The following is a 23748-nucleotide window of genomic DNA, read 5'->3' as shown; positions in this document are numbered from 1 at the left end:
TGGGTCGAACTGGCCACTACCTTTACGATCGAAACAACACGCATTAGCGCTTTGGTTCGGGCCTCCTCTGCGCGACGCACTGAGCGGGAGGATATTCCGGTCGCCCGTCGAACACGACAGCCTCGTCAACGCAAAGGAAATTCCGCTGCTGGTTTGTTGTTCGGGTTGGTTCTCGTCTGCGCTGGAAGTCTGGCTGCGGTGATGCTGCTTCCCACCTTCCTCTCCCGTCGTCAGCCCACGCAAAGCCTCGTGATTTCAGGTTTTCGGGAACGTCCCGACGCTGATGGCCGTCTTCTTGGCCACTTTCCCTATAGCGAAGCGGAGGCCGATCAACTCATTGTTTTTGAACCGGGGATTGAGCTGAATGTGGAGGCAGCAGACGCCCTCGACACGATGATGAGGTCCGCTTCAGCTGACGGGGTCGATCTACGTCTGCTCAGTGGGTTCCGTTCTCTAGCCCTTCAGGAATCCATCTTTTTTGACGTGGCTTCCGAACGGAACCAGACCGCTGAACAGCGTGCCCAGGTGTCGGCTCCACCGGGGTACTCCGAGCACAGCACTGGTTATGCCGTTGATCTAGGCGATGGCCGTTTCCCTGAGACCAACCTCTCCCAGAGCTTTCAAGACACCGAAGCATTTCGCTGGCTGCAGGATCACGCGGCCCGATATCACTTCGTGTTGTCTTTTCCTGAGGGCAACAAACAGGGCGTGATGTACGAACCCTGGCATTGGCGCTACCAGGGCAATGCGGATGCACTGCGTTTGTTTGAGCCGGCCAGTCGGTTCTCCAGGCGTGATCCTTGAATGTCCCCGAACTGCTATCTCCCGCCGGCGACTGGGCTGCGATGAAGGCGGCCGCCGCCTCCGGTGCCGATGCGGTGTATTTCGGTGTTGATGCCTTCAACGCTCGTCAGCGGGCTGAGAATTTCCGACTGGATGACCTGCCTGAGGTGATGCAGTGGCTGCATCAGCGGGGGGTGAAGGGCTTCCTCACCTTCAACGTGTTGGTGTTCAGCGATGAATTGCAGGCGGCGGCTCAGTTGCTGATCGCTGCAAACCGGGCGGGGGTGGATGCGGTGATTGTCCAGGACGTGGGGCTCTGTCGCTTGGCCCAGCGGTTGGTGCCCAGCCTCTGTTTGCACGGCTCAACCCAGATGTCGATCACCAGTGCAGCGGGGATTGCCCAGGCGGCTGCGCTCGGTTGTCAGCGGGTGGTGCTGGCCAGAGAGCTTGCCCTGCGTGATTTTGAGCGCCTGCAGACACAACTGGTCCAGCGGCACCTTGCGATGCCATTGGAGGTGTTCGTGCACGGCGCCCTATGCGTGGCCTATTCCGGTCAATGCCTGACCAGTGAATCCCTTGGGCAGCGCAGTGCCAATCGAGGTGAATGTGCCCAGGCCTGTCGCCTGCCCTACGAAATGGTGGTGGATGGTCAACCCCACTCCCTTGAAGACCAGCGCTACCTCCTCTCGCCCCAGGATCTGTCGGCCTGGGAGCTGCTGCCAGAATTGCAGCGCATCGGCGTGGCCAGCCTCAAGATCGAAGGGCGCCTGAAGGACGCTGCTTACGTGGCAGCCGTTACCGACGCCTATCGGCGGCGACTGGATCAGACCCCTGCTTCGGCGCCGCAGGTGCAACGCCAGCTTGAGTTGGCATTTTCCCGAGGTCTGTCCACCGGTTGGCTGGAAGGGGTGAACCATCGCCGTCTGGTGCATGGCCGCTGGAGCAAGAAGCGGGGCCCGCTGCTGGGGCAGTTGCTCCGGGTGGAACGGGGTGGTTGGTTGCATCTCCGCAGCCGGGAACAGCTGCAAGCCGGTCAGGGGCTTGTGCTGGAACAGATGTCGTCTGACCCCCTGCAGCCGCCTCGAGAGATCGGTGGTCGGATCATGGTGTGCGAGCGGATGGGCGACGAACGCTGGAAGCTGCGTCTTGGGCCCGAACGTGTGGATGGCTCTGGCTTGAGACCTGGCGCTTCGGTCTGGCTCACCAGTGACCCTGATTGGCAGTCCCGTTGGCAGCGTGCTGCCCGCCGCAGAGTGGAGGCGCGTTCTCGGGATCTAGCGCTACGGGTGTCCGGTCGGCTGGATGCACCGCTCGCGCTGCACTTGCTGGCACCCCAGGGGGTTGATCTGCAGGTCAACAGCACCATGCCACTGCAGAACGCTTCGCACCGCCCGCTGGATCGGGAACGGCTTGAGGAGCAATTGGGGCGCCTGGGGGGAACCGGCTGGTCGCTTCAGCATCTGGAGGTCCAGCTGGAGGGTGATCTTTTTCTGCCCGTGGCGGAACTCAACCGCATGCGCAGGATCCTGCTGGAGCGGTTGGAGGCCTCGCTGGATGACAGCACCGATTCAGGCCCTGTCCCTTCAGCCACCAAAACGGCAGATCCAACAGAGCTAATCGCCCAGATGTGCCCTATAGCGGAGGCTTGCCTCAGCGAGACCAAGCCAGGCTTGGTGGTGCTTGTGCGCAGCCTGGATCAGTTGCAGGCCTTGGTGGATCTCTCCGACACGGGCCTGCCGATTCGCTCGGTGGTGGCGGACCTCGAGCAGCCCCGGGAGCTGCGGGAAGCGGTGGCGATTGGTCGAGGCTGCTGGCCGGAAGGTGTTTGGTTGGCCGGGGCACGGATCACACGACCCGATGAACGCTGGAGTCTTGAGCCTCTGATTCGCGCCCGCCCCGATGGCTTCCTGGTGCGGAATGCCGATCAGCTGGAGGTGTTGACGCCGCTGGCCCCCTGCATCGGCGACTTTTCCCTCAACACCGCCAACCCCCTGAGTTTCCACTGGTATCGCGACCACTGGAAGCTGCAGCGACTGACGGCCAGTTACGACCTGAACCTTCAGCAACTTCTGGATCTGGCCGCCGCCGTTGATCCAGCGCTGCTCGAGATCACCCTGCATCAGCACATGCCGTTGTTTCACATGGAGCATTGCCTGTTCTGTGCGTTCCTCTCGGACGGCAAGGACCACACGGATTGCGGTCGTCCCTGTGAGAAGCACAACGTCATTCTTCGGGATCGCAGCGGGGTTGAACATCCCCTGCGCGCTGATCTGGGCTGTCGCAACACCCTCTTTAATGGGACGGCGCAATCAGGCGTTGAGGCGCTTCCGTCGCTGCTGCAGGCGGGCGTGCGCAGGATTCGGCTTGAACTTCTCGATGAAGATGCCGTTGCGACGCGTCGGCGCGTCAGCCTTTATGCCGAGGCTTTGGCGGGTCGGATGGCCACCCAGGACGTTTGGTCCCAGGAGCAGATTCACCACCAGCTCGGCGTCACCCGCGGCAGCCTGCGCAGAACTGGTCCTGAGCGCACCAGTCGATTCTCACGTTGAGATAACCTGTCGCACTGCGCCTTTGGCGTTCTTCACAAATACTTACGGTCAGCCCGCATGAGCGCCAACAACAAGGCGATCCGCAACATCGCGATCATCGCCCACGTTGACCACGGCAAGACGACTTTGGTCGATTCGCTGTTGGCGCAGTCAGGAATTTTCCGCGACAACGAGGCCGTCCCCACTTGTGTGATGGACTCCAACGACCTGGAGCGTGAACGGGGAATCACGATTCTGTCGAAGAACACGGCGGTCACCTACAACGACACCCGGATCAACATCGTTGACACGCCGGGTCACGCCGATTTCGGTGGTGAAGTGGAGCGGGTGCTGGGCATGGTTGACGGTTGTCTGCTGATCGTGGACGCCAATGAGGGGCCGATGCCCCAGACCCGCTTTGTGCTGAAGAAGGCCCTCGAGCAGGGCCTGCGTCCGATCGTGTTCGTCAACAAGATCGACCGTGCTCGTGTGGATCCCGAGACCGCCGTCGACAAGGTGCTCGATCTGTTCATCGAACTCGGCGCTGACGACGATCAGTGCGATTTCCCTTATTTGTTCGGCAGCGGTCTTGGCGGCTTCGCCAAGCCCGACATGAAGACCGATAGCGACAACATGCGTCCGCTGTTCGACGCGATCCTGCGGCACGTTCCGCCCCCGGTAGGTGATCCGGAGAAGCCCCTCCAGCTGCAAATCACCACCCTTGACTATTCCGACTTCCTTGGTCGGATCATCATTGGACGTGTTCATAACGGAAAAATTAGACAGGGTCAAAACGCTGCGCTGATCAAGGACGACGGCAGCGTCAAGAAGGGCCGCATCAGCAAGCTGCTGGGCTTCGAGGGTCTCCAGCGCGTCGAGATCGAAGAGGCTTCCGCCGGTGATCTGGTGGCTGTTGCTGGCTTTGATGACGTCAATATCGGCGAAACCATCGCCTGCCCCGATGAGCCCACCGCTCTGCCGTTGATCAAGGTGGATGAGCCCACCCTGCAGATGACCTTTGTCGTCAACGACTCCCCGTTTGCAGGCAAGGAAGGCAAGTTCGTCACCAGCCGTCAGGTGCGTGACCGCCTTCAGCGTGAATTGCTCACCAACGTGGCTCTGCGTGTCGAAGACACCGATTCACCAGACCGCTTTGCTGTGAGTGGTCGCGGTGAGCTGCACCTTGGCATCCTCATCGAGACCATGCGCCGCGAGGGCTATGAGTTCCAGGTTTCCCAGCCTCAGGTGATATACCGCACCATTGATGGCACGCCCTGCGAGCCGGTTGAAACCCTCGTGATGGATGTCCCTGAGCCAGCGGTTGGCAGCTGTATCGAAAAACTTGGCACCCGTAAAGGTGAGATGCAGAACATGGAAACCAGTGCTGATGGACGCACCCAGCTGGAGTTCATCGTTCCCTCCCGCGGTCTGATCGGTTTCCGGGGTGAGTTCATCCGAGCCACCCGAGGCGAAGGAATCATGAGCCACTCCTTCTATGAATACCGACCGATGATGGGTGAATTCGACACCCGCCGGAACGGTGTGCTGATCGCTTTCGAAGAAGGCACGGCAACCTTCTATGCCCTGAAGAACGCCGAGGACCGTGGCCAGTTCTTCATCAGCCCAGGCACAAAGGTCTACAAGGGCATGATCATCGGGGAATACAACCGGCCCCAGGATCTTGAGATCAACGTCTGCAAGACCAAGCAGCTCACCAACATGCGTTCCGCGGGTGCTGAGGAACTGGACACGCTGCAAGCACCGATTCAGATGACCCTTGAGCGGGCTCTGGAATACATCGGTCCAGACGAGATGCTTGAAGTCACCCCCGAGTCGATTCGTTTGCGCAAACTTCCCGGCAAGAAGCCGGCCAAGTCCAAGCGCTGATGCCCCAGGCTGATCCCCGCTTTCAGCAGGGCGTGGAGCTTTTCAATGCCGGTGAGTGGTACGCCGCCCACGATCTGTTTGAAGAGCTCTGGCATGAAACGGCTGATCCGGAGAGGCGCAGCCTGCAGGGAATCCTTCAAGTGGCGGTTGCCCAGCTGCATCTGCAACGTGGCAACCGTCGTGGTGCCACGATCCTTTTCGGCGAAGCCCTTGGACGTCTGAAACGTCCCGGAACTCCTGATCTGGGCCTCAACCTTCATGCTTTCTGCCAAGCGACGCAACAACGGCTTGAAGCCCTTCAGCAGGATGGGGATCCCGAGTTATGCACTGTCCCTGTTCTTGAGTTCACGCGCTGAAGCGCCGGTAATCTCGACGAACTTGGGTGGATGGTGTGGCAGGGAAAGCAATGCTTCATTTCCGGGGGCTTCTTTTAGCTCTGCCACTTCTGGCTGTGCTTTGGCCCCTGTTATCGGCCCGTGCTCAGCAAACGGCTGATGCAGGCGTCATCACAATTGAGTCCGATCTGCAATCGGCCGACAACGGCACCGGTGTTATTACCGCCAGCGGTAATGTTCGCTTCGTGCATGCCGGTCGTGGTTTGGTGGCTACCAGCCGACAGGCCCAGTACTTCACCGCGGAAGACCGGATCGTGCTGAGCGGTGATGTGAATGTGATCCAGGCTGATGGCAACCAGCTCAGCGCTGATCGCTTCACCTATCTGCTGGACGAAGGTCGCGCGATGGCCAGCCCCGTTCCCGGCCAGCAGGTGTTCAGTCAGTGGTCCCTTACTACCAGCCAACCCCAGCTCGACGTTCAGGCTGAGACCAACCCGATGACTCCATGACCCTTGAACTGTCGAATGTCTCCATCACCCTTGGGGGCCGCCAGTTGGTGAAGGGCTTGGATCTGAAGCTTTCCCCCGGCGAGGTGGTCGGCCTGCTGGGTCCCAATGGAGCTGGAAAAACCACCACCTTCAACCTGGTTATCGGTCTGCTGACCCCTGATCTGGGCGAGGTGACCGTGAACGGTGAGCGGGTCACCCATCTGCCCATGCCGGAGCGTGCACGGCTTGGCGTGGGTTACTTGCCCCAGGAAGCCAGTGTTTTTCGCAATCTCACGGTGCGTGAAAACCTGGATATCGCACTTGAACAGACCGATCTCAGCTCTCAGCAGCGTCGGGATCGGCGCCAGCAGCTAGTTGAGGACTTTCACCTCACCGCGTTCATCAATCGCCTTGGCTTCCAACTCTCCGGGGGTGAACGTCGCCGTTGCGAAGTGGCCAGGGCGCTGGCATCGGGTGCCAACGGACCGACCTATCTGCTTTTGGATGAACCCTTCGCCGGCATCGACCCCCTTGCAGTGGCGGATCTGCAGCAACTGATCGAGGGCTTGCGGTCCCGGGGCATGGGGATCCTGATCACCGATCACAATGTGCGGGAAACCCTGGCCACTACCGATCGGGCTTATATCCTCAACGATGGTGAGGTCCTGGCTGCAGGACGTTCTGACGAGGTGGCGGCTGATCCAAAGGTGCGTCGTTATTACCTCGGGGAGGGATTCCAGCTGTGATTTTGGATCGTCTCAAACGCATCACCTGGATGAGGCTGGATCTGCTGGATCGCTGGTTGCTCAAGGAGCTACTGGGTCCACTGCTGTTCTTCATTGCCCTGTTCACCCTGCTGCTTCTTACGGGTGGCGTGATGTTTGAACTGGTGCGGCAGATGGTCGACAAAAACCTGCCGATCACAATTGCGGTTCAGGTGCTGTTGTTGAGCATTCCGCGTTGGTTGGCTTTCTCTGTTCCTATCGGAACGCTGATGGCATCGCTGTTCGTGTTCACCCGCCTTTCCGCAAACAACGAACTCACTGCCCTGCGCAGCCTCGGCATAACAACGAAGCGGATGATTAGTGCCGCCATCGCCCTCTCGATGGCGATGACCATGTTCACCTTCATCCTTAACGATGTGGTTGTGCCCCGCAGTGAGCGCTTTGCAGAAGTCAGCTTAAAGCGGGGCCTAGGTCAGTCTTTAGCCAACAAAACAGGTGAAGACATCATTTATCCCCGATTTGGTAGGCGTACTGGATTAGATGGAAAGTCGGCCGATAGAGGTTTACTACAACTGTTTTATTCAAGTAAGTATAAGGATGGTGAAATGAAAGATGTAACGGTGTTGGACTTCTCTAGGTCAGGGATTACTCAGTTGTTGCGAGCTGATAGGGCTATTTGGAATGAGGATCAGGCTGGTTGGAATTTCCTGGATGGTCACATACTCACTTTGATGGCTAATGGAAGCTCTACCAAAGCCGACTTCGAACGTTATCTTTATCCTCTCGACTCAGCTCCTCAGCGTTTAGCAGGAGTTGAAGAAGATGCGGTCAATATGACTGTTGCTGAAGCCTTACAGGCACAGCGGCTATACGAAGAGGCCGGCAGCATTAAAGAAGCTCGCAAGATCCGTGTGCGTATCCAAGAGAAGTTCACGGTTCCGATGGCCTGTCTCGTGTTTGGCCTGTTTGGAGCCACCCTTGGAGCTCAGCCCAGTTACCGGACCAGCCGAAGCTTCTCGTTTGTGCTCACCCTCGGGATCATCGCTGTCTATTACGTGATTGGTTTCAGCTTCAGTTCCCTTGGAGTCAAGGGAACCCTTCCACCTATCCTGGCGGCTTGGCTGCCTGTGATGTTGTTTCTAGGCTTTGGTGGTCTGTTGCTGAAACAGGCCAGTCGCTGATTGGCCGAGGCAGAATCGCCGTGTATTCGGGGAATGGTGTGCTGAACACGCCTTTTGAGCTGGTCACCAGTCTTGGATTTGCTGGCTTCGTGTTGCTGCTGCTGGCTATGCCGCTGGCCTTCTGGGCGGTTTCCAGTCAGTCCCGTGCTGGTCTGGTTCGCCTGCTTGTGGCTCTCGCCAACCTCCTGTTCACAGCTCAGCTGATTTTGCGCTGGTGGCAATCCGGCCACTTCCCGATCAGCAACCTCTACGAGTCACTCTGTTTTCTTGCCTGGGCTTGCACCCTCACCCAGTTGCTGGTGGAACGGGCCTGGCCTTCCCCCATCGTGGCAGCAGCGGCCACCCCAATGGGTCTTGGTTGCATTGCCTTCGCTAGCTTTGCCCTTCCGGATCAATTGCAGTCAGCGGCTCCTCTGGTTCCTGCCCTTCGCTCCAGCTGGTTGGTCATGCATGTGAGCGTGATCATGGTGAGCTATGCCGCCTTGCTTGTGGGATCCCTGCTCTCCTTGGCGGTGTTGGTCACGGATCGCGGCCAATCCCTGGAACTCCGGAGCAGCTCCATTGGCAGTGGCGGATTTCGTCAGGCGGCCTCAATCGCCAACGCTGGTTCTGTTCAGCTGCAATCGGTTCAGCTGAGCACCAATGAACAACTCGACAGCTTCAGTTACCGCACGATCACGGTTGGGTTTTTGATGCTCACCGTGGGCATCGTGAGTGGTGCTGTTTGGGCGAATGAAGCCTGGGGCAGCTACTGGAGCTGGGATCCCAAGGAAACTTGGGCCTTGATCTGCTGGCTGGTGTATGCCGCTTATCTGCACACCCGCCTCAGTCGCGGTTGGCAGGGCCGACGCCCCGCTCTTGTTGCTGTGGTTGGTCTTGTGGTGATCGCTGTTTGCTACATCGGGGTGAATCTGCTCGGCATTGGTTTGCACAGCTACGGCTGGTTTTTCTGACCAGCTTTCTGTTTGCACTCGAGGGGGGCTCACTCGCCATCGATGTAACATCCGACAAGAGCGCCGCCGACAGCCCCAGCAGGAATCGACCAGATCCAGTTGTCTTTTTTGGCGAGAACGCCTCCCAAGGCTCCACCAAGAACACCGCCAGCGATAGTTCCTTCCAAGCAAGAATTGCTGTCTTCGGCTGCAGGATCTACGACAACGGTTCTGCTACTTGAAGTTGTCGGTTGATCGGCGGAATGATTGTGGGTGCGATTCCCCTCCTGGTGATTATGGCTTTTGCGCCCATGGAAATGCAGGCTCTTGCGGCAAGGCCGTTCAACCCTCTCCGCTCGACTGCTGGCATACCCAGGCTTCTCCCGAGTGCAGGGGTGTTAATCCTAAACGCATTGATTCTGATAATAAGTCTTTGCCCTGGAATAGGTCTTGTTAGCTAGAGCTGGCTCATTCAAGACTGTGATCAACACGACTCCCGTAATAACCCCTGAAAAAATTTTTTTATTACGGAGGAGGTAGCCTGGTTAATCATTCTGGATTTCTGAATGTGGGGAGATTTGTCAACTTCAGTGGATCTGTGACTGGATGCATCTGCTCCTGATCTATTGCTTTTATGTCGTATTAATGGCAATGAATTTTTTCTGTTCGAATCAATTCCCTAGATGAGGGAATGATTCTTTTGCCCATACGCCCCATTCCAGGGATGTTTTGCAGGTTCTGCCTGTGAAGTCTGTATTCGAGCAGTGGAAAAGATTGTTGAGCTGCATGCCTGCAGCTGTGGATGGACTACAAGGTGGAGAGGTGGGTCTGGCAGCGAAAGCGGCCGCCACAAGGGGATCGAGGCCTGACGGACTCTTCCCATCACTGAGGGGGGATCGAGAACCACATGGACTCTTCCCAACGCCAATCACCCCTGGGCTGTGATCTCAAACCTCTCTGATCCCCAGAACGAAGCAAATTAGCGGTTGCATAGTCACGTGGTCTCACGTGGATGAGCGATGTCTATCACTTTGTTGGAACGCTTCGGTCTCTTCCGCTTCCGAGCGCAGATAACGTTTTCGTTGTGCCGATTCCAGACAAGACAGCGGTGTAGCACGTCTTAAGGGTGCCACCTGTTGAGGCCTATCAAGACCTCGAAGAAGTGGATGGGTTCCTCATCTGCTCATGCTGTTCTTCCGTTATACGTGAATCTCGCGTCGTTACCTTTGGTCCATCGAGTTTCTGAATAATTCCATGATCTTCAATCTTGTTCTGTTATCAACGTCACTGATTGGCGTCATGTTTACCAAGGGGTGGTTGGCTTTCGCGATGTGTATCAGAGCAAGGAACAACAAGTAAGGCCACTCCTGCAAAGGGATGGCCTACTTGTTGGCGATCTTTGAAGCTGAACGAAGCGTCTGGCTGTATGGCTTGTCAGGCAGCTTCTAGACATTGGGCAGTTGGACTGTCGTCACGCATTGGACGCCTCCGACTTCGACAATTCCAGTTTGGTCGAAAGGGGAAGCGCTGGTCATCCGTAATTCAACACAAGCGGCAGTGGGTAAGACTAGGCAGGGTGGTACGAAAAGAAATTTAATTGGCTAAGTGTTGAAGGACGGCGCCAATATTCATGCTGCCTTTGAGATAACCGGCAAAAACTAACGAAATCACCCCAGCATTCAGAGCGAGGAATGCTGCAACCAGTTTGGCATCACTTTGCATATCTCGATTATCGGCAGTTTGCTCGCATCAGTGTGGCTATCAAACCTTTGGAGATAATAAAACTGCTCAATCGCTCGGTCCTTGCTTGAAGTTGATGTCGTGGGCTGAGCAATTCTGGCGTGAGTGTTCTTTTCACGAAAAAGCCCGGCAATCGCTGCCGGGCTAGTGGTGCTCAATTGATGCCCTGCTGATCAGGCAAGAACAGCTTCCTTACTGCTGCTGTTGCGGATGCCTTTGATCGCTTCGGCGTAATCGGGTTGGTTGAACACACCGGAGCCGGACACAATCGCGTTGGCACCTGCTTCGATAACCTTCCAGGCATTACCGGCTTTAATGCCGCCATCTACTTCGATCCAGGGATCGAGACCCTTCTCGTCGCACATGCGGCGCAGGTCGCGGATTTTCTGGACCTGGCTTTCGATGAAGCTTTGGCCACCGAAACCGGGGTTGACGCTCATGATCAACACCAAGTCGCAGAGCTCTAGGCAGTACTCGAGGGTGTCGATCGGAGTTGAGGGATTTAGGACTGCGCCAGCTTTTTTGCCCAGGTCCTTGATCTGAGCCAAGTTGCGATGCAGATGCGGGCAGGCCTCAACCTGAACGGAAATGATGTCGGCGCCGGCTTTGGCGAAGTCGGGGACGTACTTCTCCGGCTCGACAATCATCAGGTGAACGTCCAGGGGCTTCTGGGTCACTGGACGCAGCGCCTCAACAATCAGCGGTCCAATGGTGATGTTCGGAACAAAACGACCGTCCATCACATCCACATGGATCCAATCTGCCCCGGCTTCGTCCACGGCTTTCACTTCTGCGCCGAGGCGTGAGAAGTCAGCTGACAGGATCGACGGCGAGATCACCAGGGGCTTGGTGCTCATGGATGAGGAGCGCGATATGCGGGGTGATTTTAGGGACTCCTGCAACCACTGATACAGTGAGCCGCGCTCAGACGTCGAGATCCACTGCGACGACGGCCAACTGCCCGTCCAGGAGATCTTGCCAACCCGTCCCACCTCATCCGGAGTCCCGTGGATCAGACCCTCATTCAGGAAATTCTCGAGATCGTCGAGCAGGCCGCCATCGCTTCCGCCTCGCTCTCCGGCAAAGGCCTGAAGGATGAAGCGGATGCATTGGCCGTCGATGCCATGCGCAAGCGTATGAATCAGATCCAGATGCAAGGCCGCATCGTGATTGGCGAGGGGGAACGTGATGAAGCCCCGATGCTTTACATCGGAGAAGAGGTCGGCACAGGCACTGGCCCTGGCGTGGATTTCGCAGTTGACCCTTGTGAAGGCACCAATCTTTGTGCCTTCAACCAACGCGGCTCGATGGCTGTTCTCGCCGCTTCGGATCGCGGTGGTCTGTTTAACGCCCCCGACTTCTACATGAAGAAGCTGGCTGCTCCTCCGGCTGCCAAGGGCAAGGTGGACATCCGCAAATCGGCCACTGAAAATATCAAGATCCTCAGCGAGTGCTTGTCTCTCCCCGTTGACGAGCTGAACATCGTGGTGATGGATCGTGCTCGTCACAAGGATCTGATCGCTGAGATCCGTGCCACCGGCGCTCGCATCCAGCCCATCTCCGACGGCGACGTTCAGGCCGCCATCGCCTGCGGTTTCGCTGGCACGGGAACCCATTGCCTGATGGGGATTGGTGCTGCCCCTGAAGGTGTGATTTCCGCCGCTGCCATGCGCGCTCTTGGTGGTCACTTTCAGGGTCAACTGGTGTACGACCCTGCCATTGCTCAGACCTCCGAATGGGCTGACATGACCAAGGAGGGCAACCTGGCTCGTCTCGCTGAGATGGGCATCGCCGATCCCGACAAGGTCTACGAAGCAGAGGAGCTGGCCTGCGGCGAGCATGTTTGTTTCGCTGGCAGCGGCATCACTGATGGTCTGCTCTTCAATGGCGTTAAGTTCGAAAAGGATTGCACCCGCACGAGCAGCCTGGTGATCAGCAACCTGGACAACACCTGCCGCTTCACCAACACCGTGCACATCAAAGACGGCGCCCAGAGCATCGCTCTGAGCTGATCGTCACCCACTGGTTGAGAGGAACGTCTTCATGCATATCTCCGTCGTCGGCCTAAGTCATCGAACGGCTCCGGTGGAGATCCGGGAACGGCTCAGCATCCCTGAGCAGACCATGGAGACGTCCCTTCAATCCCTTCGCGGCAATGAGCAGGTGCTCGAGGCATCCATCCTCAGCACCTGTAATCGCCTTGAGATTTACACGTTGGTCCGCAATCCGGACCTTGGCGTGTCTGCTGTTAGCGACTTCCTCAGCAGCCACTCCGGCCTTGAGACAGGAGAGCTGACTCCTCACCTTTTCAGTTTCCACCACGAAGACGCTGTCGACCATCTGATGCGGGTGGCCGCAGGTCTCGACAGCCTTGTGCTGGGGGAAGGTCAAATCCTCTCCCAGGTGAAAAAAATGATGCGGCTCGGCCAGGAGCACAAATCCCTGGGTCCGATCCTAAATCGCTTGCTCACCCAGGCCGTCACCACGGGCAAACGTGTCCGCAGTGAAACCAATCTCGGAACAGGTGCCGTTTCGATCAGCTCGGCCGCCGTTGAGCTCGCTCAGCTCAAGCTCGGTCAATCCAGGGGACTGGATCAACTGGTCACCCTGGAAAGTGAGCAGATCGCCGTTGTCGGTGCTGGGCGCATGAGCCGTCTGTTGCTTCAGCACCTTCAGGCCAAAGGTGCCTCCGGTGTTGTTCTGTTGAACCGCACTGTTGAACGGGCCGAAAAGCTGTCGGCTGATTTCCCCGATCTTCCTGTTCAGTGCAGGCCGCTCATGGATCTGGATCAGTATCTGAGCACCTGCTCGCTGATGTTCACCAGTACCGCCGCCGATGATCCGATCATCGATGCCGCGCGTCTGGCTCCTCTGAACCGGCGCAGCAAGCTTCGCTTGATTGATATCGGGGTGCCGCGCAACATTGCTGCCGATGCTGCCGATGTCGACGGCGTTGAATCCCACGATGTGGACGACCTTCAAGAGGTCGTTGCCCGTAACCAGGAAGCCCGTCAGGCCATTGCCCGGGAGGCTGAGCAGTTGCTTCAGCAGGAAGCACAGCAGTTCCTCGAGTGGTGGGACAGCCTCGAGGCTGTGCCGACCATCAACCAGCTGCGCTCTTCGATGGAGTCGATACGCACGGAGGAACTCCAAAAAGCCCTCAGCCGAATGGGTCCTGATTTCTCAGCCCGGGAACGCAAGGTTGTCGAAGCCTTGAGCAAGGGGATCATCAACAAAATCCTCCACACGCCGGTCACCCAGCTACGGGCTCCCCAGACCCGTCAGGATCGTCAACAAGCCCTTCGAATTGTCGAAAGACTGTTCGATTTGGAAGCATCTTGAGCTCTTCAGCGATTCAGTCGCGACCTGAATCCCAGTAATCTCGACCGATTCTTCCCAAAGACGGTTGAGAAGTCAAAAACTCCGGTAAGTTCTTGCGGCAACGCCGATTAGGGATAACGGCATGAAGCGGGTCTTGGCCATCATTCTGGGCGGCGGAGCAGGCACACGCCTGTATCCGCTCACAAAAATGCGCGCCAAGCCGGCCGTCCCTCTGGCAGGCAAATATCGACTGATTGATATTCCGATTAGCAACTGCATCAATTCCGACATCAACAAGATGTACGTGATGACGCAGTTCAACAGTGCGTCACTCAACCGCCACCTGAGCCAGACCTACAACCTCAGTAATTCCTTCGGGGGAGGGTTCGTTGAGGTGCTCGCAGCCCAGCAGACCCCTGACAGTCCCACTTGGTTTGAGGGCACTGCAGATGCTGTACGCAAATACCAGTGGTTGTTTCAGGAATGGGACGTTGATGAATATCTGATCCTTTCCGGCGACCAGCTGTACCGGATGGATTACAGCCTCTTCATTGAGCACCATCGCCGCTCAGGCGCTGATCTCACCGTTGCCGCTCTTCCCGTTGATCCCAAGCAGGCTGAGGCTTTCGGCCTGATGCGGACCGATGAAAATGGCACGATCAAGGAATTCCGTGAGAAGCCAAAGGGCGATTCGCTGCTGGAGATGGCTGTAGATACCTCTCGTTTCGGCCTAACTGCTGATTCAGCCAAGGAGAGGCCCTATCTGGCCTCAATGGGCATTTATGTCTTCAGCCGTCAGACCCTCTTTGATCTGCTCGACAAGCATCCCGGACACAAGGATTTCGGCAAAGAAATAATCCCCGAGGCTCTCGCGAGGGGAGACAATCTTCAGAGCTACGTGTTCGACGACTACTGGGAAGACATCGGCACCATCGGTGCGTTCTATGAGGCCAACCTCGCGCTGACCCAGCAACCGACTCCTCCCTTCAGCTTCTACGACGAGAAGTTCCCCATCTACACCCGTCCGCGCTACCTGCCCCCCAGCAAGCTGGTCGATGCCCAGATCACCAATTCGATTGTTGGTGAAGGCTCGATCTTGAAGTCCTGCAGCATCCACCACTGTGTTCTCGGCGTACGCAGTCGAATTGAAAGTGACTGCGTGCTTCAAGACACCCTGGTCATGGGAGCCGACTTCTTTGAATCACCTGACGAACGTGCTGTCTTGAAGGAGCGAGGAGGTATTCCTCTTGGCGTGGGCAAGGGCACCACGGTGAAACGAGCCATCCTGGATAAGAACACCCGCATTGGTTCGGGTGTCTCGATCATCAACAAGGACAACGTGGAAGAGGCCGATCGTTCCGATCAGGGCTTCTACATCCGCAACGGCATCGTGGTGGTTCAGAAAAACGCCACCATCGCTGATGGAACGGTGATCTGAGAGTTGAAACCGTTCGTGGGAATGAGCCGCTGTCTCCCTGAACCTATGGTTCATTCCTGACATTTGTTGGTTGATTTGCAGTCAGGACCAGCCGAGATCAACACACTGAGTCAGTCGTTAGTGGTCCTTCAGGCCATGTCCAAGTCTCACTTCGGCCTAATTGGTCTTGGCGTGATGGGCGAGAACCTCGTCCTTAATGCGGAGCGCAACGGTTTTTCCAGCGTTGTTTACAACCGCACTTACGCCAAAACTGAAGACTTCCTCCAGGGGCGTGGCAAGGACAAGAATATTCAGGGCGCCACTGACCTCGAAGATTTCGTTGGCAAGCTGGAACGACCCCGCCGGATTTTGATGATGGTGAAGGCGGGGCCTGCCGTCGATGCCGTCGTCGATCAGCTCTCTCCTTATCTCGAAGAAGGTGATCTGCTCATTGATGGAGGCAACTCCGACTATCACGACACCGAACGTCGGGTGAACCAACTCGAGAGCAAGAGTTTCGGCTTTATCGGTATGGGTGTTTCTGGTGGGGCCAAAGGTGCCCTGGAGGGGCCGAGCATGATGCCAGGAGGAACCAAGACCTCCTACGAGGCTATCGAGAGCCTCGTGAACAAGATGGCGGCGCAGGTCGAAGACGGACCTTGTGTGACCTACATCGGTCCCGGAGGGTCAGGACACCTAGTCAAAACGGTCCACAACGGGATCGAATACGGCATCGAGCAGATCCTTGCAGAGGGCTACGACCTGATGAAGCGGGTCAAGCGAATGAGTGGTGTGCAGATGGCCGACGTTCTCGGTCAATGGAACGCCACCGAAGAGTTGTCGTCGTATCTGGTGGAAATCACCGAGGTGTGTCTCCGTACCAAGGACCCCGTCGATGGCACGGATCTGGTGGAGAAAATCACCGACCAGGCTGGCCAAAAGGGCACGGGACTCTGGACCGTGGTGACGGCGCTGCAGATGGGCGCTTCTGTGCCAACGATCTATGCCTCCCTCAATGCACGGGTGATGAGCTCGATGAAGCCCCAGCGCATGGCGGCGGAATCGATCCTCAAAGGTCCTGCCATCAAGGACTTTGATCTGGGGACGCCTGATAACGCCATGGCTCCGTTGATGGATGCCACGGTTCTGAGCTGCATCGCCAGTTACGCCCAGGGAATGGAACTGTTACGCATCGCCTCCCAGGATCTTGATTATGAGCTCCACATGCCATCGATCGCTCAGATCTGGAAGGGTGGTTGCATCATTCGGGCCCGTCTGCTGAAGCGCATTCAGGATGCTTTCGATGCTGACCCCCAACTGCCCAACCTGATGGTGGATCCCTGGTTCGCTGAGCAGATCAACCGACGGCTGCCGGGGCTGGCTCAAGTGGTGGCCGGTGCCGCCGAGGCCGGTATTCCCGTTCCCTGCTTCAGCAGCACCCTCGACTACATCAACAGCTACCGCTCCGGTCGACTTCCCCAGAACCTGGTTCAGGCGATGCGTGACTGCTTTGGCTCCCATACCTACCAACGGGTGGACAAGGAAGGCGCGTTCCACACCGAATGGCTCAGCTGAGCGGTTGAGCGATGACCAACTACCGCATCGAGCGGGCGAGAGATTCCCATGATCTCGCTCGCAAGGCCTCTGAAATGATTGCCGCTCAGATTGATCTGGCGCTGGACCAACGCGATCGCTGCCAGATCGCTCTCTCGGGTGGAAGCACGCCTGCCAGGGCCTACTCCCTTCTCGGACAGGAGCGGCTGCCCTGGGATCGGGTGGACGTTGTCTTGGGCGACGAGCGCTGGGTTTCTGCGGACGAAGAGTCCAGCAACGCTGGCATGTTGCGACGCACCCTGCTCTCCCCCGGGCCTGGAGCTTCGGCCGCCTTTCACCCGGTGCCCACCGTGGAACTGGAAAGCCCTGAGGCCAGTGCCCAGGCCTTTGCTGACCAGATCTCTCAGCTTTGCTCAGGAGCACCACCGGTGTTCGATGTGATGCTGCTGGGCCTGGGGGATGACGGCCATACCGCATCCCTTTTCCCCGGTACTGAGGCTCCTGCGGTTCTGGATCGCTGGACGACCATTGGCCGTGGCAAAGGGTTGGATCGAATCACCTTGACGGCTCCTGTTCTCAGTGCTGCCCGTCAGGTGATCTTCCTCGTCAGTGGGGCCGGAAAACAGGAGGCCCTCAGGCGACTGGTGGATTCCTCCGAATCCCCCGATCGCACCCCCGCTCGGCTGGTTCAACCTGCTAGTGATGTTCTGGTCCTCGCCGATCAGGATGCAGCCGCCGGCCTCTGAGCAGATTCTTTTCCAGGGCAGCGACTTTGCTGACTGGGCCAGCCTGAACGACACGATCATGGGCGGCCGATCCCGTGCCGGTTGTCGCGTGAACCCCGATGGACTCGTGCTGGAGGGGGACCTGGTGGAAACCGGTGGTGGGTTCGTGAGTTGCCGTTCCCCTCGCCTGCAGCCCGCGCTCGACCTGTCGACCTATTCGGCACTTCGGCTGGATGTTGAAGGCGAGGGACGCACACTGAAGATTGCCCTCGGTTGCCGGGATGGAGCCATGGGACTCACCGAACTGATTCCTGGTGGTCTCCGCTGGGTGGTGGATGTTCCAACCCAACCCACTGGCGTGACACCTTTAGTGGTGTCTTTCGACGACCTCCGACCCACCGTGAGGGCCAAGCCCATTGGCTTACCGCTGCGCTTCGATCCCAGTGGCATCACCCGCATTCAAGTGTTGCACTCGAAATTTGGTGATGCAGGGGATCTCAATCCGGGTTTTCGCGCAGGCTCCATCCGGATGCTGATCCGCTCAATCCGCGCCTTGCCCTGAGCCCATGGACCTTCTGGTGTTGATTGCCAAGGCGGCTGACGTTTGCCTCAAGCCCAGGAACCATGCGGTTGTTTTGATCGATCCTTCAGCTCCCGAACAAATCGACGATCTGCACGTGCGGATTGAATGCCGCGATGGCGAAGGCCAGCGTTGCTCCGAGCAGGACCTTGAACTGGAGATCTACCGGAGCGGTAACGAGATCAATCTGATGCTCAGCTGGTGGGACCAACCGGAACGCCCGATGCTCTGGCACGGGCGCCATCCGGTCTGGATGGATGGTGGATCCGGTCAGCGTTGCGCGGCACCACAAGATGCCGCCGTTCTCGAGGCATTGGGTCGACGTTTACGAGCACTGGTGCAACCGGCTGTTTGACTGCGACGAACTCAATCGGCGTGGTCGGTTGTTGCACCACGGCTTGAGCTGGAAACCAGCCGTGCGTATTTGCCGAGAATTCCATGGCGATAGCGCGGTTCCGGCTTGCTCCAACCCGCCCGGCGGCGCTCCAGTTCCACCTCATCCACGTTGAGTTGGAGCAGCAACTGGTCGGCATCAACGGTGATGCTGTCGCCCTCTTGAACCAGGCCGATCGTTCCACCAACAGCAGCTTCAGGGGCCACGTGACCTACCACCAGGCCATAGGTGCCACCGCTGAAGCGACCATCGGTGATCAGGGCGACCTTGTCCCCAAGGCCTTGACCCACGATCGCTGATGTGGGAGCCAGCATTTCCCGCATGCCCGGCCCACCAACGGGACCCTCGTTGCGGACCACCACCACATCCCCGGCCTTGATCTTTTTGTCGAGGATGGCGGCAAGGCAGTCTTCCTCGCTTTCGAACACCCTGGCCGGGCCTGTGAGCACCGGGGTCTTCACACCGCTGATCTTGGCCACGCTGCCTTCGCAAGCGAGGTTGCCCTTGAGGATGGCGAGGTGGCCTTTGGCGTAAAGGGGGTTGCTCAAGGGGCGGATCACGTCCTGCCCGGCGGCGGGGGCTGACGGCACGTCTGCCAGCAAGTCTTTCAGGGTCTTGCCCTCAACCGTGCGGCAGTCGCCGTGCAGCAACCCGGCATCCAGCAGCAACTTCATCACCTGGGGAATGCCGCCGGCGTTGTGCAGATCAACGGTCACATAGCGGCCACTGGGCTTGAGGTCACAGATCACAGGCACCCTCTGACGGATCCGTTCGAAGTCATCGATGCTCAGCTCGACGCCGGCCGTGCGGGCGATGGCCAGCAGGTGCAGCACCGCATTGGTGGAGCCACCCACCGCCATGATCACGCTGATGGCGTTCTCAAAGGCTTCCTTGGTCAGCAAATCCAGGGGGCGGATGTTGGCTTTCACGGCCTCCACCAGCACCTCAGCGGAGAGAGCGGCACTATCGGCCTTTTCGCCGTCCTCCGCAGCCATCGTTGAGCTGTAGGGAAGGCTGAGACCCATCGTTTCGATGGCGGCGCTCATGGTGTTAGCGGTGAACATGCCGCCGCAACTGCCAGCCCCAGGGCAGGCATTTTTTTCAACTGCGGTGAGCTGCTCTTCGTCGATCTTGCCGCTGGTCAGTTGGCCGACCGCTTCAAAAGCGCTCACCACCGTGAGATCACAGCCACCCAGCTTGCCCGGCTTGATCGTGCCGCCGTAGACGAACACCGAAGGAATGTTCATCCTTGCCATGGCCAGCATGGCGCCAGGCATGTTTTTGTCGCAGCCTCCGACTGCCAGCACCCCATCCATGCTCTGGCCGTTGCAGGCCGTTTCGATGGCGTCAGCAATCACTTCACGACTCACCAGGGAGTACTTCATCCCTTCGGTGCCCATTGAAATTCCATCACTCACGGTGATGGTCCCGAACATCTGTGGCATGCCTCCGGCCTGCCGGGCAGCTTCCTCAGCCCGTATGGCCAAGTCGTTCAGCCCCACATTGCAGGGAGTGATGGTGCTGTAGCCGTTGGCAATGCCCAGGATGGGCTTGCCGAAATCACTGTCTCCAAAGCCAACGGCCCGCAACATGGCGCGATTGGGAGACCGCTGAATCCCCTTGGTGACGGCGTCGGAGCGAAGCATGGAACGGAGCGGACCAGTGGCGATCAAGCCAACCTACCGAGCGCTCATCCTTCGCTTCCGAGACCCTCGAGCTGGGCACGAACGCGGGCAATCTCTGCGTTGAGTTTTTCCACCCGTTCCTCGAGGTGCCCGTTGGGTGAACTGTCCAGTACTTCCGAACCGTCCTGCATCCGCGGTGCGTGCAACATCGACGTCTGCGCGCCGTAACGCCTACGCCTGTCAGCCTCATTGAGGAGCCACCAAGCCAGGCCTGCAGCACCGAGCACTGCTCCGGTGACCAGAGTTGCCAGGGTGCCTGAGCCCGTGTCGTGCTGCTGGGCCATGGGTGCAATCAACCTGATCGAAGGTTAGTCACGCCCTCAAGATCTGAAGTTCAGCCGTCGCACAGGGTCACCGATTCCCGGACAAATCTCGCCTTGCTCACCCAGGCTTTCGTCGATACAGGCGGTATGCAGCGTTAGGTCTGGAATCGCTTCACCCAAAAGCTTTAGTCCAGGACTGGCACAAAGGGCAGTGATCATTCGTAGCCGCCGTCCATCCACACCTTTGGTCTGGAGCTCCTGCAGAAGCTTGAGGGTGGATTGGCCATCGCTGATCTGATCAACAAACAGAATCACCCCGGCATTGGCTTCGATTTCCTCTGGGCATGACCCCAGGCTGAGGGAGGAATCGGGAAGGACAGATCGTCCCCCCTGCCAAAGCTCGAGGCCTGCTGGCAGCACTGGAATGGCGATCAGCGGAACCGACGACTCAACGATGGTGCCTTCGGTGTCTCCATCGATTCCGGGCACCATGTCCCGACGATGGGGCAGCCAGTCCCGCAGGGCTTCGTAGGTGAGCCACCGGCCCAGCTCCTGCAGGGCGGTGGCATAAAGGGCAGCAGGGGTTTCCCGGTGCCGCAACATCGTCAGCCAATGACCGATTAGGGGATGGGGTGGAACTACCACCCGCAAGCTCATGGCCATATCGACTCGCTCCGCTGACAGTTGCCATAACGTGATTGCTCAAATTACCGGTCTCATGGGCGCCCTTCGACGTTTGGCCTCACTGCTTGCGGTGATCACGCTGGCGATCAGCACCGTTTTCTGGGCTGAATCAGTGCAGGCCATCACCGCTCCCGAGTTGCGTGGTCAATTCGCAGTTCAGGAGATCAGCGCCGATATGCACGGTCTTGATCTCAAGGAAAAAGAGTTTCTCAAGGCCGATTTGCGGGAAGTGAATCTCAGCGGCACTGACCTGCGCGGAGCTGTGATCAACACCTCCCAACTGCAGGGGGCCGATCTTCGTGATGCCGATCTCTCCGATGTTGTTGGCTTTGCCAGCCACTTCGAGGGCGCAGATCTGCGGGGGGCCAACTTCACCAACGCGATGATGATGCAGAGCCGTTTCACGGACGCGCAGATCGACGGTGCTGATTTCACCAATGCTGTGATCGATCTGCCCCAACAGCGGGCTCTCTGTGCTCGGGCGGATGGATCCAACCCGATCAGTGGCGTCTCAACCCGTGAGAGCCTGGGCTGCCGCCCTTAATCCTCATGGCTAAGCGTCTGCCGGTGACCGTGATCACCGGGTTTCTCGGGGCAGGAAAAACGACGGTCCTCCGCCATCTGCTCACCCGCGGAGGCCAGCGATTGGCCGTGATGGTCAATGAATTCGGCAGCGTTGGGCTTGATGGTGATCTGATTCGCAGCTGTGGCTTCTGTCCCGAGGAGGATGTTGATGGCCGTCTGGTCGAGCTGAACAACGGGTGCCTCTGCTGCACGGTGCAGGATGACTTCCTCCCGACGATGGAGACCTTGCTGGAACGGGCGGATCAGTTGGATGGGATCGTTGTTGAGACAAGCGGTCTGGCCTTGCCACGGCCTCTGCTCCAGGCCTTGGATTGGCCGGCCATCCGCAGCCGTGTGCATGTGAATGGTGTGGTGACGCTGGTGGATGGCGAAGCCTTGGCTGCGGGCAGCCCAGTGGCTGATACTGAGGCGCTGGAGCGGCAACGTGCCGAGGATCCCAGCATCGATCACCTCACAGCGATCGATGACTTGTTTGAGGATCAACTCCAGGCCGCTGATCTGGTCTTGATCAGCCGGGCTGATTGCCTTGATGCATCAGCGATGGCTGAGGTGCAGGGGCGGATCAAGGGCAAAGTCCGTCCGGGAACCGCTCTGCTCCCGGTGTCTCAGGGACAGGTGGAGACATCTGTTGTGTTGGGTCTTGAGCACAAGCCCACGCACGACCACGACCATCACGACCATCACGACCACGACCATCACGACCACGACCATCACGACCACGACCATCACGACCATCACGACCACAGCCATGTCGACATGGTCGGCAGCAATGTTCGCGTCGAAGGGGCATTGGACCGCCAGGCCCTCGAGCATCTGTTGCCCAACCTCGTCAGCGATCACCAGGTGGTGCGACTCAAGGGGCGTATCTGGTTGCCCAGCAAAACGGTTCCGTTGCAGATCCAGATGGTGGGTCCGCGGTTGAACAGCTGGTTTGAAGCAGCTCCCAGCCATGCCTGGCGTCCCGATCAGGGCTGTGGTGCTGATCTGGTGGTGTTGGCCTTGAACAAGGCTGCCGCTTCGGCGGTGGAATCCACTCTTCAGAGGCTGGTACAGGCCACACCTGCCAAGGCCAGCACTGCGGCAGCCACGCCCGAGAGCTGAATTGGATCTCCTTCCATTCGGCCCACAAATAGAGCCATCACTGGCGCCGTGGCCATCAGCGTCACCCCTTCTCCAACGGGCATACTCTGCAACACTACTTGTTGCAACAAGATGCCCCCGTTGGTTCCGATCACGGTGGCGATCACAAGCTTCCATTGCTCCCGCCGCGTCAGACTGGCTTGTCTCCAGATTCCGTTGAGGAAGGGGATCAGACCAAGCCAACCGCCCAGCAGCCTGATGGCTGCCGTCTGAAAGGGAGTGAGGTCGCTGCTGATCAGCACATGACGGGCCAGAAAGGCTCCGCTCAGTCCACAGATCACGGCGGCGAATGCCAACAGCAGCCCGGGGCCGAGGTCAGCAGCGATCGCCCCCTTCTCCCGTTGGCTCGTTTCTTTCGCCTGCAAAGCAATGAGAACCACGGCGCTTGAAACCAAAAGCGCGCCTAGACCGTTCTTCACTCCCAAGCTGTCCCCCATCACCAGCACCCCAGCGATGCTGGCCAGCACCGGTCCGCTGGCTTCCACAGTGAGGGTTCGTCGGGTGCCGAGTCGCCGCAGCGCCCCGAGATAAAAGCTGTCGCCGAAGGCAATGCCGATCAAGCCGCTGATCAACAGCAGCAGAACGACCTGCATTTCGGTGTCATGTGGAAGTGTGAGCAGAACCGGCAGAAACAGCAGGCTGGCCAGCCCGTTTTTCATGGCATTGAGCCGGATCGCCGTCATCCGCCCCGATAGCGATCGCCAAAGCGCACTGGCTCCCGTCCAGGCCATGGCCGCTCCGAGGGCCGCCAGTACACCCGTCATTGTTTGGTGGAGATCGTTGTGCAGTCTGCTGCGCTGT

General features: G+C 58.4%; 23 protein-coding genes. 17 read left to right on the top strand and 6 right to left on the bottom strand.

Annotated features, from left to right (window positions below; all coding sequences use genetic code 11):
• Positions 1 to 51 precede the first annotated feature (51 nt).
• From FZX09_RS03370 to ccsB, 8 genes are read left to right on the top strand one after another with little or no spacing between them, the layout of a single operon-like run.
• On the top strand, positions 52 to 804 hold the full coding sequence (locus FZX09_RS03370; protein ID WP_226399989.1) for a M15 family metallopeptidase: 753 nt from the start codon (positions 52 to 54) through the stop codon (positions 802 to 804).
• The gene (locus tag FZX09_RS03365; protein WP_226399988.1) at positions 801 to 3332 is read left to right on the top strand and encodes a U32 family peptidase; all 2532 of its coding nucleotides are present in this window, start codon (positions 801 to 803) and stop codon (positions 3330 to 3332) included. Before FZX09_RS03370 ends, FZX09_RS03365 begins: the two co-directional genes overlap by 4 nt.
• Positions 3333 to 3389: 57 nt before the next feature.
• On the top strand, positions 3390 to 5198 hold the full coding sequence (typA, locus tag FZX09_RS03360) for a translational GTPase TypA (RefSeq protein WP_226399987.1): 1809 nt from the start codon (positions 3390 to 3392) through the stop codon (positions 5196 to 5198).
• Positions 5198 to 5554, top strand: a complete 357-nt coding sequence (locus FZX09_RS03355) for a DUF309 domain-containing protein (RefSeq protein WP_226399986.1) — start codon at positions 5198 to 5200, stop codon at positions 5552 to 5554. The genes typA and FZX09_RS03355 overlap by 1 nt, the downstream gene beginning before the upstream one ends.
• Before the next feature lie 50 nt (positions 5555 to 5604).
• Complete coding sequence (locus FZX09_RS03350; RefSeq protein ID WP_226399985.1) at positions 5605 to 6042, top strand: LptA/OstA family protein; 438 nt, start codon at positions 5605 to 5607, stop codon at positions 6040 to 6042.
• Complete coding sequence (lptB, locus tag FZX09_RS03345; RefSeq protein WP_226399984.1) at positions 6039 to 6767, top strand: LPS export ABC transporter ATP-binding protein; 729 nt, start codon at positions 6039 to 6041, stop codon at positions 6765 to 6767. Before FZX09_RS03350 ends, lptB begins: the two co-directional genes overlap by 4 nt.
• Entirely contained in the window at positions 6764 to 7927 is a 1164-nt protein-coding gene (locus tag FZX09_RS03340) for an LptF/LptG family permease (RefSeq protein WP_226399983.1), read from the top strand. Before lptB ends, FZX09_RS03340 begins: the two co-directional genes overlap by 4 nt.
• A 38-nt stretch (positions 7928 to 7965) precedes the next feature.
• Entirely contained in the window at positions 7966 to 8880 is a 915-nt protein-coding gene (ccsB, locus tag FZX09_RS03335) for a c-type cytochrome biogenesis protein CcsB (protein WP_226399982.1), read from the top strand.
• Between the two features lie 29 nt (positions 8881 to 8909).
• Here the strand turns inward: ccsB and FZX09_RS03330 are convergent, their stop codons facing one another.
• Together FZX09_RS03330 and rpe are read right to left on the bottom strand one after the other, a co-directional pair.
• Positions 8910 to 9047, bottom strand: a complete 138-nt coding sequence (locus tag FZX09_RS03330; protein ID WP_226399981.1) for a glycine zipper 2TM domain-containing protein — start codon at positions 9045 to 9047, stop codon at positions 8910 to 8912.
• A gap of 1725 nt (positions 9048 to 10772) precedes the next feature.
• Complete coding sequence (rpe, locus tag FZX09_RS03325) at positions 10773 to 11456, bottom strand: ribulose-phosphate 3-epimerase (protein WP_226399980.1); 684 nt, start codon at positions 11454 to 11456, stop codon at positions 10773 to 10775.
• A 150-nt stretch (positions 11457 to 11606) separates the two neighbouring features.
• Between rpe and glpX the strand changes: the two genes are divergently transcribed.
• From glpX to FZX09_RS03290, 7 genes are all read left to right on the top strand, one after another.
• Positions 11607 to 12611, top strand: a complete 1005-nt coding sequence (glpX, locus tag FZX09_RS03320; protein WP_226399979.1) for a class II fructose-bisphosphatase — start codon at positions 11607 to 11609, stop codon at positions 12609 to 12611.
• 31 nt (positions 12612 to 12642) lie between these two features.
• On the top strand, positions 12643 to 13941 hold the full coding sequence (locus tag FZX09_RS03315) for a glutamyl-tRNA reductase (RefSeq protein WP_226399969.1): 1299 nt from the start codon (positions 12643 to 12645) through the stop codon (positions 13939 to 13941).
• A gap of 121 nt (positions 13942 to 14062) precedes the next feature.
• The gene (locus FZX09_RS03310) at positions 14063 to 15358 is read left to right on the top strand and encodes a glucose-1-phosphate adenylyltransferase (protein WP_226399967.1); all 1296 of its coding nucleotides are present in this window, start codon (positions 14063 to 14065) and stop codon (positions 15356 to 15358) included.
• 135 nt (positions 15359 to 15493) lie between these two features.
• Entirely contained in the window at positions 15494 to 16912 is a 1419-nt protein-coding gene (gene gndA / locus FZX09_RS03305) for an NADP-dependent phosphogluconate dehydrogenase (RefSeq protein WP_226399965.1), read from the top strand.
• An 11-nt stretch (positions 16913 to 16923) separates the two neighbouring features.
• Positions 16924 to 17637, top strand: coding sequence for a 6-phosphogluconolactonase (pgl, locus tag FZX09_RS03300; RefSeq protein ID WP_226399963.1), 714 nt, complete (start codon positions 16924 to 16926; stop codon positions 17635 to 17637).
• Positions 17618 to 18178 (top strand): CIA30 family protein, encoded by a 561-nt coding sequence (locus FZX09_RS03295; protein ID WP_226399961.1) that lies wholly within the window; start codon positions 17618 to 17620, stop codon positions 18176 to 18178. The genes pgl and FZX09_RS03295 overlap by 20 nt, the downstream gene beginning before the upstream one ends.
• Before the next feature lie 4 nt (positions 18179 to 18182).
• Positions 18183 to 18551: a hypothetical protein gene (locus FZX09_RS03290; RefSeq protein ID WP_226399959.1), complete on the top strand. Its 369-nt coding sequence runs from the start codon at positions 18183 to 18185 to the stop codon at positions 18549 to 18551.
• A gap of 11 nt (positions 18552 to 18562) precedes the next feature.
• On the opposite strand, the gene ilvD is transcribed toward FZX09_RS03290, so the two are convergent.
• Genes ilvD through FZX09_RS03275 form a run of 3 tightly spaced genes read right to left on the bottom strand, consistent with a single transcriptional unit; the run spans position 18563 to position 21201 of the window.
• A complete protein-coding gene (gene ilvD / locus FZX09_RS03285; protein WP_226399957.1) occupies positions 18563 to 20236 on the bottom strand; it encodes a dihydroxy-acid dehydratase in 1674 nt (557 codons plus the stop codon).
• 44 nt (positions 20237 to 20280) lie between these two features.
• Positions 20281 to 20559, bottom strand: coding sequence for a hypothetical protein (locus FZX09_RS03280; protein ID WP_226399955.1), 279 nt, complete (start codon positions 20557 to 20559; stop codon positions 20281 to 20283).
• A gap of 36 nt (positions 20560 to 20595) precedes the next feature.
• Positions 20596 to 21201, bottom strand: a complete 606-nt coding sequence (locus FZX09_RS03275; protein WP_226399953.1) for a uracil phosphoribosyltransferase — start codon at positions 21199 to 21201, stop codon at positions 20596 to 20598.
• 55 nt (positions 21202 to 21256) lie between these two features.
• Between FZX09_RS03275 and FZX09_RS03270 the strand changes: the two genes are divergently transcribed.
• Complete coding sequence (locus tag FZX09_RS03270; RefSeq protein ID WP_226400348.1) at positions 21257 to 21766, top strand: pentapeptide repeat-containing protein; 510 nt, start codon at positions 21257 to 21259, stop codon at positions 21764 to 21766.
• Between the two features lie 5 nt (positions 21767 to 21771).
• Entirely contained in the window at positions 21772 to 22908 is a 1137-nt protein-coding gene (gene cobW, locus FZX09_RS03265; RefSeq protein ID WP_226399951.1) for a cobalamin biosynthesis protein CobW, read from the top strand.
• Here cobW and FZX09_RS03260 read toward each other — a convergent pair.
• Complete coding sequence (locus FZX09_RS03260) at positions 22845 to 23711, bottom strand: DMT family transporter (protein ID WP_226399940.1); 867 nt, start codon at positions 23709 to 23711, stop codon at positions 22845 to 22847. The two genes, cobW and FZX09_RS03260, sit on opposite strands and share 64 nt — an antisense overlap.
• Between the last annotated feature and the right edge of the window lie 37 nt (positions 23712 to 23748).

The sequence above is a fragment of the Synechococcus sp. MU1643 genome (genome assembly GCF_020514095.1).
Classification (GTDB): Bacteria; Cyanobacteriota; Cyanobacteriia; order PCC-6307; family Cyanobiaceae; genus Parasynechococcus.
The sequence above is the reverse complement of the archived record's forward strand: the minus strand, read 5'-3'. Positions and strand labels throughout refer to the sequence as shown.